Raw genomic sequence first — 10,551 nt, forward strand, 5'->3', positions numbered from 1 at the left:
ATTTATAAATTTTTTTATAAATTTTTTGTAAAAAAAGGGAATGCTGTAAAACCGTTTTTAAGAATAGTTTTACAGCATTCCCTTTTGTAATATGCCGCATAGAATATTATGTTTACTTTAGAAATAAAGATACATTTTTTAAACTTATACCAGTATAATAATGACTTAAAATCTGCATGTAATTTTTACCCTCTTTAGCCATAGTATTGGCCCCCCATTGACTCATTCCAACTCTATGCCCATATCCCAGGCATTCAATATAAACCTTGTCTTTAAAATATACAGTAAAATTTGTAGAATTCAGCCCCATAATAGCTCTAAATTTAGTTCCAGAGATAGTAACCGAACCAAGTTTAATCTCCTTGACTGCTCCTCCTTCCGTTCTGTCCTGTACATTTACTTCTTTAGATAGGCTTTTTAAACTCAGTCCCGAGCTAGGATAATACATGTTTACCTTATCTACAAAGTTCTTATAGGACATTCCCACTGAAGTTTTATATTTATTATGTGCACTCTCTTCCTCTGGGCTTTTCACGCTCTTCAAATACCCCTCTCCTTCTTTAAATACATCTTCTGCATTTTCCGTCCTCCCTCCACTTATGGCAAAATAATAAGGTTCCATAACTAATTTACCCTTATAGGACAATACCTGCCCCGATGTAGCTTGTACAGCTTGTTCTATCTTATCCCAGTATTCTTCAGCTTTTGCCTTTGGCCAGGTATTCATCCTATTCTCTTTGCTTTGAAACACCTGACATGCCACAGTGTCACATACATCTGCTCCTGTATTACTCTTATATTTTTTCCCACCATATACTTCCATATGGGCAGCTCCAAAAGTTCTCGCTGCCACAGCTTGAGCTTTAAGGGCCTCTTTTGAAAATTCCGCTGGCATTTCACCTGCCACCACTCCCAGAACATAATCCTCCAAACTCATTTCTTCTATTTTATGTTTCTCGGTTATATACACTCTTATACTTTTTGAATTGTCATGATCTTCTCTGAATATTATATTTTTTGATTTCATTATAAATTCTGGCAGACTATCCCCTCCATTTTCTTTTCCCACTATGATGAAAGAAAGTACAATGATAAAAAGTACACTCATAAATATCAATATTGCAGATTTTTTTAAAAAGTTCATGATTTACCTCTCTACTATTCCACACCCATCTATATTTTCAATAGTATATTCTTATTATTATTACATCTAAAATATTCCAATCACAGACATATTTAAAAACCTCTATTAAAGCTGTACAATAATTCTGCAAATATAACTGCACATTAAAAAAAAGAAGATCTTGATTAATCTTCTTCTCTACACATCATTAAATTATCAATTTATCCTCTCAATATCAGCACCTAATCCTCTGAGTTTTTTTTCAATATCCACATATCCCCTGTCTACATGATATATATCAGTAACTTCTGTTTCTCCCTCTGCTGCCAGACCACAGAGTATTAGAGCAGCACCAGCCCTAAGATCTGTTGCCCTCACTTCTGCTCCTGTAAGTTTATCAACTCCCTCTATGACAGCACTCCTTCCATCTATCTTTATGTTTGCTCCCATTCTTTTCATCTCCACTGCGTGCATAAATCTATTTTCAAAAATAGTCTCAGTTATTATACTCGTCCCTTTAACCGTACATAAAAGGCCAGTCATCTGAGATTGCATATCAGTGGGAAATCCAGGATAAGGCATTGTTTTAATATCTATAGGTCTTAGATTTCTATCTCCATCTACAATCAAACTATTTCCTTCCACTCTTATATACACTCCTGCTTCAGTTAATTTAGCAATTATAGGTTTTAAATGTTCCTCATTTATGCCATTTATTTTAATTTTACTTCTGGTTATGGAAGCAGCAACCATAAAAGTTCCAGCTTCTATTCTGTCACATATGGGTTTATGAGTACTTCCCCTTAAATCTTTAACTCCTATTACATGAATAGTCCCGGATCCTGCCCCTACAATTCTAGCACCCATGCTGTTCAAAAATTTGGCCAGATCTTTTATCTCCGGTTCTTCTGCTGCATTTTCTATTATAGTTTCTCCTTCAGCCATTACTGCTGCCATCATTATATTTTCCGTAGCTCCCACAGATGGAAAATCTAAATATATTTTACTGCCTATTAACTTTTTAGCTTGTGCCTCCACATATCCATGTCCTATATTTACTTCTGCTCCAAGAGCACTAAAACCCTTTAAATGCAAATCTATAGGTCTAGTTCCAATATTGCATCCCCCTGGGAGAGATAATTTAAATCTACCAAACCTAGATATCATAGGACCCATTATTAGAAATGAAGCTCTCATTTTTTTTACCAGCTCACTACAGGGACTGCAGTCCCTTATATTGGAAGTATCTATTATAATCTTATTTGCATTTTTATCTATATTTATATCTGCAAATATACTTCTCAGTATATCGCTTATTACAAAGACATCTTCAAGCATCGGGACTTCCTCTATTATACATTTGTCCCCACTTAAAATACAAGCTGCTATAACAGGTAACACAGAATTTTTAGCAGTACTGATGTTTACTTCTCCATGCAGTTTATTTCCTCCCCTAACCACTATTTTACTCATAATGTTCCTCCATTCTATAATTTGCTGATATGTTAATTATTTTGTACTACTATACTAGTATGTTGTCATTATTTCCGGTGTTCCCATAATTATATAGATTCCAGTAGAGTATTTTACAACAGAATAATTAAAATCTATCAAATCTCCGTTACTCTGTATTGGATCAAACATATGAGTATATGCAGTAGAGCTGTATCCTTGATTTAAGGGCACAGTTTTGATATTAGATGTACCTATGTTTTTCAAAGTATCCTCCAGTTTTCTATTTACAGTTGTAACGTTCCCCATTTGTACCTTAGCTTTTACATATTGATAGTACTGACATTTTTCTCCTATATTAGATAAACATTCTTCAACCATATTCTTTAGATATGGCAATTCATAATCATCACATTTTTCAACAACATTAACAGTTATAATATTATGATTTTCATACTGAACACTTTCTATGTAGCCATTTATGTAACTATGGCCAAATTCTATTGAATATAATCCATTATTTCTCAAAACTTTTTTGTCGAGTTTTTCATATTCAAGTAAATTCTGAAATATTCTATTTACAACTTTTTCTCCCTGTTCATCAGTGCTAAAAACTGCCATGACATTACATTCCTCAGGACTACTATGAGTATCATCCAGTATATATTTAAATAGATCAACTTTTTTTTCATTCAAAACAATATTTTTTGGAAAACTTAAACTACCTACACTACTTCCATAAGCTTTTACATAGTACTGAAAAGAAAATATACACAATAATAAGCAAAATAATATTTTTATATTTTTCATATAAAGCAGTTTTGTGAAAATATTTCACAAAACCTTCCCCCCTTTTCTCTTAAACATTATGGACAACTTTTATACTAATATTCAAAAAAAATAAAATTCCATAGAAGGGACTTTATATTAATATATAAATTTACTCAATAAAAGGTGCATATTTTCAAATAAAAAACACTGCCAAAATCATTATATAAATGAAGTTTGACAGTGTTTTTTCACATTTAAATAAACTATAAAAACACATCTATTGCTTTAGATTAATTCTAGCCAGCGCTCTAGCAAGTGCCAGTTCTGCTCTTTGTACATCAATTCCATCTCTATTGGTCAGTCTTTTTTTTGCCCTATCCCTGGCCTCTTCTGCTCTCCTTATATCTATTTCCTCTGGCCATTCACAAGCATCACACAAGATTTTTAATTTATTTTCTTTTACTTCCAATATTCCAACAGATGTAAATGCCTTTAGTTTCTTGTTATCTTTTTGAACAATCACTGTATCAGCAGGTCTCAAAGTAGTTATTAAAGGCATATGATCTGGAAGAATTGTTATGCCTCCTAAAGTACTTTCCGTTATCAATTCTATCACTTCTCCCTCATAAAATTCCCTATCGGGAGTAAGGATAGTCAATTTTAACACTTCTGACATATTAATCTCCTTTAACTCTGTGCCATATTTTTAGCCGCTTTAACTACTGAGTCAATAGTCCCTTTAAAGAGAAAAGCTGCTTCAGGCAAATCATCATATTTGCCTTCGAGTATTTCTTTAAATCCTCTTATAGTTTCCTTTATAGGAACATACTCTCCCTTATAACCTGTAAATTGTTCCGCAACAGTAAAAGGCTGAGATAAAAATCTCTGTATTCTTCTCGCTCTCAAAACCACCAGTCTGTCTTCTTCTGACAACTCATCTACACCTAGTATAGCTATAATATCCTGGAGTTCACTATATCTTTCGAGTATGTTTTTAACTCCTGAAGCCACTTTATAATGCTCTTCTCCTACAATTCTAGGATCCAGAATTCTAGAAGTAGATGCCAGTGGATCAACTGCAGGATAAATTCCAAGCTCTGATATAGATCTTGAAAGAACCGTAGTAGCATCAAGATGTGTAAAAGTAGTTGCCGGTGCCGGATCAGTCAAATCATCTGCCGGTACATATACAGCCTGAACAGATGTAATAGAACCCTGCTTTGTAGATGTTATTCTTTCCTGCAGTGCACCCATTTCCGTGGCAAGTGTCGGTTGATAACCAACAGCGCTAGGTATCCTGCCAAGAAGTGCAGAAACCTCTGAACCTGCCTGGGTAAATCTAAATATATTGTCAATAAATAAAAGCACATCCTGACCCTGATCTCTAAAATATTCTGCCATGGTAAGGCCTGTGAGCGCAACTCTCATCCTTGCTCCAGGCGGTTCATTCATCTGCCCAAATACCAGGGCAGTTTTATTTATGACACCAGAATCCTGCATTTCATAATACAAGTCATTTCCCTCTCTTGTTCTCTCTCCAACGCCCGTAAAAACAGAGAGTCCACCATGTTCTTTGGCTATATTATTTATAAGTTCCTGAATAATAACTGTCTTGCCAACGCCAGCCCCTCCAAACAGCCCTATCTTTCCACCTCTTTGATACGGTGCAATTAGATCTATAACTTTAATGCCGGTCTCAAACATCTCAGGTTTTACAGATTGATCTTCAAAACTTGGAGCTGGTCTGTGAATAGGATAATATTTATCTGATTCTACTTCTCCCTTTTCATCAATCGGCTGACCTAACATATTAAAAAGTCTTCCCAAAACTTGTTCTCCTACAGGTACAGATATAGGTGAGCCAGTATCTACGGCTTCCATTCCTCTAACCAACCCATCTGTACTCTCCATAGATATAGTCCTCACTATATCATCCCCCAAATGCTGAGCAACTTCTGTAACAATTTTTTTATCTCCTGATTGTATATCTATGGCATTGTATATGTTAGGAAGGTTTTCTGTATTAAATTTTATATCTACTACAGGTCCTATAACCTGAATAACTTTGCCTATATTTGGCATCAACGTCCCTCCTTACTTCAGAGCTTCTGCTCCTCCAATTATTTCGGTTATTTCTTGTGTTATGGCGCTCTGTCTTGCTCTATTGTATTTGAGATTCAAATCACTGAGTAAGTCATTTGCATTTTTAGTAGCCCCATCCATTGCTGTCATCCTGGAAGCTTGCTCGCTAATCTTTGAATTTATCATACAATTAAGTATTTTCTGCTTTAAGTGCAGAACCACCATATCATCTATCATCTTATCTGCAGATGGTTCAAATTTTATAAGAAAATTTCTCTTTTCACTTTTGTTACTCTCCAGCGGGAGTAATTTTTCAACAATTACATTCTGTCTAACTGTAGAAATAAATCTAGTATATACTATATTAACTTCTCCAACTTTACCACTTCTATAAAAATCCAGGGCTTTATACACTATAGTACTTGCCTCTTTTACCGTAGGAATATCGGGAATATCCACATATTCTGCCTCTGTACTGTACCCAAGTCTCTTAAAATACATTCTGCCCTTTTGGCCTACAGCTATCAAAAGAGAATTATCCCTCTCTTTTGATATAACGGCATCTGTTTCATTTACAACATTCACATTGAATCCCCCACATAATCCCGTATCTGAATTTAAAGTTATGTAGAGCTTATTATTGGAACCATTGCCCTTTATATAAATATTATTTTTCTCAGCTTCTAAAACAATTTCATTTACAATAGAATTAAAAAGTTCACAATATTTATTATTTACCTCAAGCTTTCTTCTAACTTTTCTAAGTTTAGAGGTGGCAATAAGTCCCATGGCCTTTGTTATCTTTTGGGTACTAGTTATTGATTTAATTCTTCTTTTAATTGTAACAAGTCCTGCCCCTGCCATACTTCACCTCCCGCAGAGCAAATATCACTCTGCTAAAAATATTTTTTTGAATTCTTCTACAGCACTGCCAAGTTTGTCACTGAGTTCATCCGATAAAATCTTCTTTTCCAGAATTTCCTTTCCAATTTCACCATGATGAGTATCCATGTAATCAAGAAATTCTTCTTCAAATTGGGAGATTTTTTCAACAGGTACATCCATTATATAATTTCTGGAAGCAGCAAATAATATCATTACCTGCTTTTCTACAGGCATTGGTTTATATTGAGGCTGCTTCAGTATTTCCGTCAATCTCTTTCCTTTTTCAAGCCATCTCTTTGATTCTTTATCCAGGTCAGAACCAAATTGAGCAAATGAAGCAAGTTCTCTGTATTGGGCTAAATCGATCCTCAGTGTTCCAGCAACTTGTTTCATAGCTTTAATCTGCGCATTACCTCCAACTCTAGATACTGATATTCCTGCATTTATTGCCGGTCTCTGCCCTGCATAGAAAAGCTCTGTTTCAAGAAATATCTGGCCATCTGTTATTGATATGACATTTGTCGGTATATATGCAGTAACATCGCCTGCCATAGTCTCTATTATAGGAAGTGCAGTAAGAGAACCTCCTCCTAGTTTGTCTGAAAGTTTTGCCGCCCTTTCCAAAAGTCGTGAATGAAGGTAGAATACATCTCCCGGATAGGCTTCCCTTCCTGGTGGTCTACGAAGCAGCAGCGACATCTCTCTATAGGCAACAGCATGTTTAGACAGATCATCGTAGATAATAAGTACATCTTCTCCCTTATTCATAAAATACTCACCCATAGAACATCCTGCATAAGGGGATATATACTGAAGCGGTGCTGATTCCGACGCAGATGCAGATACAACTATGGTATAATCCATGGCACCTGTTTCCACTAAATCATTCACTATATGCGCTACAGTGGATTGTTTCTGTCCTATAGCCACATAAATACATATCACATTTTTTCCCTTTTGATTTATTATAGTATCCATAGCAATGGCAGTTTTACCTGTCTGCCTGTCTCCTATTATTAACTCTCTCTGTCCTTTACCAATTGGTATTATGGAATCTATTGCCTTTATTCCAGTCTGGAGCGGTTCTTTAACAGATTGTCTTGTTATAACTCCGGGTGCAACCAGATCTACAGGTCTAGTTTCACTGGTTTTAATAGGACCTTTCCCATCTATAGGTTGGCCAAGGGAATTTACCACTCTACCCATAAGGGCATCACCCACAGGTACTTCTACTACCTTACCAGTCCTTTTGACTGTATCTCCTTCTTTTATTCCCTCTTCAGAACCTAAAAGAACACAACCTACATTATCCTGTTCAAGGTTTAAAGCCATACCATAGACATCATTTGGGAACTCTAAAAGTTCTCCAGACATACACTGGTTAAGGCCATAAACTCTGGCAATACCATCACCAATTTGAATTATTGTACCTGAATCAACTGTCTCTATTTTTTTTTCATATTTTTGTATTTCATCTTTTATAATTGAAGTTATCTCTTCAGGTTTTACGTTCATAGGCTCACCTCTGTTCTCCTTTAAGCATTATTTTTTTCATTTCAGAAAGTTTTGACCTTATAGTACCATCAATGACTTCATTATTTACATCTACATAAACTCCGCCTATAATACTTGGATCTATTTCTTCTTCAATCAAAATTTTTTTATTAAATTTTTTTTCTAATTTCTGAATCAGATCTTTTTTCTCATTGTCTTTCAATGGGATAACTGTCTTTACTTTTGCGACAACAGTATTGTGTTTTCCAAGATATATATCCTTCATTTCCTTGAGTTTTCCATCTAATTGCTTGATTCTTCCCTTATCTATAAGAATCAATAAAAATGAAAGAATATCTTTATTTACTCTATCTTTAAATATTTCTGTAAACATCCTTCTCTTATCTGCTGTGCTGACCTCAGGATGTTCCATAATCTCCAAAAATTTAGTATCCTTATTTATGATATCTACGACCTGTTTTAATTCCTCCAGGTACTCCTTTACTTTCCCCTTTTCCTCCGCTATCTCATAGAGTGCAAGAGCATACCTTCTATCTAAATATTCATACATAATTAGATACCTACCTTAGCTATAAAATCCTCAATAAGTTTCCTGTGCTGCTTTTCATCAATAGAACCCTCTAAAGCTTTTTCAGACACTAAAAGAGCCAGATCAACCACCTGATTTTTTATCTCATCCTGTGCCTTTTCTCTCTGTCTATCCGCCTCAATCTTTGCCCTGTTTAATATAAGTTGAGCCTCTTTATGAGCATCACCTAATATATCTTCAGAAACTCTCTCGGCTTTATTTTTATAATCTTCAACAATAGTTCTACCCTCTATTTTTGAATTTTTCAACAATTCATCGTGCTGAGCTACCAGTTGTTTTGATTTTTTTTCATTTTCAACAGCATTTTTAATTCTAGAATCAATTTCATTTTGCCTATTAGTGAGGGTAGTATCCACAGGTTTAAAAAAGAAATGTTTTAAAATAAAATACAATATAATAAAATTTATTATTGTTATAACAACTCGAGTCAAATCAATTTGCATACTGAACTTCAATCCTCCCCTCTAAAATTATATGTAAACTGGTGAGGTATAGATATAATCAAACTCTAAATACTAAAATAAGAGCTATCAGCAAAGAATAAATAGCTGTTACTTCTGATAAAGCAGCACTTACAAAAAATGTACTCAATATCTTACCACTTGCCTCTGGCTGTCTGGACACACCTTCAACTGCTTTTGCTGCAGCATTACCAACTCCAATACCTCCTCCTAAACATCCTATAGCAGCTAATCCTGCACCAATTGCTGCCATTCCCGATATGAATGTATTTGCATCTAAATTCATAATAAAAAATCCTCCTTAAAATAAATATTGAATATAAACCATTATTCTTCAGCTATAACCTTTATATTCATTACTGTAAGCATAACGAATACTATCATCTGTATAGAACCATCAAATAAATCAAAAAAAGCATGTAAGGGAATCGGTATCAATAATTGAGAAAACCATGCTATATTCCCTAGTCCCTTATACACCATTCCAATAATTACAGCACCTGCTGTTAAATTACCAAACAGTCGAAGACTCAGTGAAACTGGTAGGACTATTCTCTCTACAATATTGAGTGGCAGCAATGGTACTGCTGGTTTAGCATAAGCACTAAAATAACTTTTAAGCCCTTTTTTCTTGATAGCATTGTATTGAACTAGAATAAAAGTTATAAGTGCAAGCCCCACTGCCACACTCAGATCCTCTGTTGGAGCCCTTACACCTACAATAACAGGAGCGATATTCATCACCAATATATATATCGCAAGAGTTCCCACATATGGTATAAATGATACATACTCTTTTCCCATATTATCCTTTACAAGATTTTGTATTGATTCTACAATGATTTCAATAACAGTTTGCTTTTTATCAGGTACTTTTTTCATACCATTAGTGAAAATTTTTGCCAAAATGGCTAAAATCACAATAATAACCCATTGTACCATAATGCTAGAAGTTATTGGAATTTTAAGTGATCCCAAATGTATTAGGAACAATGGCGAAAAGCCTTCCACTTCATCACATCCCCTCTTTATTCTATATTGTTTTTATTACTTTCTATAACTGAATATATATATACTCCCAATAAATGAGAAGTATAGCCAAATAAATAGGCAATGGTGTTATTTTTATTGTAAGAAAAAATAACATATCCTATGCCCGCCGCAATGACAATTCTCATGATGAAACCTATGATATATAATGAACTAGACGAATTGGGAAGTTTTTGAAATACGAAGCCTCCCACTACAGCATTTATAAAAAAATTAAAGATTGCCACCAGCATTCCTATCAATGTAAATAATCCATAATTTTTAAAAATCAACTGTATTAGGCAGGCCATTGCAACAATAAATATTAGATTGATGATGGACACCTTTTTCACCATGCTCAAAATATGTTTATCCATTAAGTTCCCCCGTGCAGAAATAAACTAATAAAATTATATACCTTAAAAATATAATCTAAAAGTTCTATTTTTTCGATTAATTGATTGTTTTTATGTAATTTTCGTCAATTTATATGATCTTAACCCATAATTGCTTATTAAATCTATGCTTTTTTAAATTATAATTCAATATATGTCTCTTATACAAATCTCCGAGAACACTAGACCGTACTAGATCTCGTATGCCGTCTTCTTCTAGAAAAAAAAATTGCTGCGGGGGGGTGGGGG

12 protein-coding genes are annotated in these 10,551 nt (G+C 34.4%); all 12 read right to left on the minus strand.

What is annotated here, in order from left to right; all coding sequences use genetic code 11:
• Positions 1 to 112: 112 nt before the first annotated feature.
• Complete coding sequence (gene spoIID / locus J5G60_RS12950; protein WP_150357539.1) at positions 113 to 1,144, minus strand: stage II sporulation protein D; 1,032 nt, start codon at positions 1,142 to 1,144, stop codon at positions 113 to 115.
• Positions 1,145 to 1,339: 195 nt separating this feature from the next.
• Positions 1,340 to 2,596 carry a UDP-N-acetylglucosamine 1-carboxyvinyltransferase gene (murA, locus tag J5G60_RS12955; protein ID WP_150357541.1) on the minus strand — a complete coding sequence of 419 codons (1,257 nt, stop codon included), beginning with the start codon at positions 2,594 to 2,596 and terminating at the stop codon, positions 1,340 to 1,342.
• A gap of 54 nt (positions 2,597 to 2,650) precedes the next feature.
• On the minus strand, positions 2,651 to 3,271 hold the full coding sequence (locus J5G60_RS12960; protein ID WP_150357543.1) for a hypothetical protein: 621 nt from the start codon (positions 3,269 to 3,271) through the stop codon (positions 2,651 to 2,653).
• Between the two features lie 352 nt (positions 3,272 to 3,623).
• Positions 3,624 to 4,022: a F0F1 ATP synthase subunit epsilon gene (locus tag J5G60_RS12965; protein ID WP_150357545.1), complete on the minus strand. Its 399-nt coding sequence runs from the start codon at positions 4,020 to 4,022 to the stop codon at positions 3,624 to 3,626.
• An 11-nt stretch (positions 4,023 to 4,033) separates the two neighbouring features.
• The gene (atpD, locus tag J5G60_RS12970; RefSeq protein ID WP_150357547.1) at positions 4,034 to 5,428 is read right to left on the minus strand and encodes a F0F1 ATP synthase subunit beta; all 1,395 of its coding nucleotides are present in this window, start codon (positions 5,426 to 5,428) and stop codon (positions 4,034 to 4,036) included.
• Positions 5,429 to 5,440: 12 nt separating this feature from the next.
• Positions 5,441 to 6,292, minus strand: a complete 852-nt coding sequence (gene atpG, locus J5G60_RS12975; RefSeq protein WP_150357549.1) for an ATP synthase F1 subunit gamma — start codon at positions 6,290 to 6,292, stop codon at positions 5,441 to 5,443.
• Positions 6,293 to 6,316: 24 nt separating this feature from the next.
• Positions 6,317 to 7,828 (minus strand): F0F1 ATP synthase subunit alpha, encoded by a 1,512-nt coding sequence (gene atpA / locus J5G60_RS12980; RefSeq protein WP_150357551.1) that lies wholly within the window; start codon positions 7,826 to 7,828, stop codon positions 6,317 to 6,319.
• Between the two features lie 4 nt (positions 7,829 to 7,832).
• A complete protein-coding gene (locus tag J5G60_RS12985) occupies positions 7,833 to 8,378 on the minus strand; it encodes a F0F1 ATP synthase subunit delta (RefSeq protein ID WP_150357553.1) in 546 nt (181 codons plus the stop codon).
• 2 nt (positions 8,379 to 8,380) lie between these two features.
• Positions 8,381 to 8,860: a F0F1 ATP synthase subunit B gene (locus J5G60_RS12990; protein WP_150357555.1), complete on the minus strand. Its 480-nt coding sequence runs from the start codon at positions 8,858 to 8,860 to the stop codon at positions 8,381 to 8,383.
• Between the two features lie 58 nt (positions 8,861 to 8,918).
• The gene (atpE, locus tag J5G60_RS12995; protein WP_106008346.1) at positions 8,919 to 9,164 is read right to left on the minus strand and encodes an ATP synthase F0 subunit C; all 246 of its coding nucleotides are present in this window, start codon (positions 9,162 to 9,164) and stop codon (positions 8,919 to 8,921) included.
• Positions 9,165 to 9,205: 41 nt separating this feature from the next.
• Positions 9,206 to 9,889, minus strand: coding sequence for a F0F1 ATP synthase subunit A (locus J5G60_RS13000; protein WP_150357557.1), 684 nt, complete (start codon positions 9,887 to 9,889; stop codon positions 9,206 to 9,208).
• A gap of 17 nt (positions 9,890 to 9,906) precedes the next feature.
• A complete protein-coding gene (locus J5G60_RS13005; protein WP_150357559.1) occupies positions 9,907 to 10,284 on the minus strand; it encodes an ATP synthase subunit I in 378 nt (125 codons plus the stop codon).
• Between the last annotated feature and the right edge of the window lie 267 nt (positions 10,285 to 10,551).

Source organism: Clostridium sp. HV4-5-A1G (genome assembly GCF_900184915.1).
GTDB classification, from domain to species: domain Bacteria; phylum Bacillota; class Clostridia; order Clostridiales; family Clostridiaceae; genus Clostridium_B; species Clostridium_B aromativorans.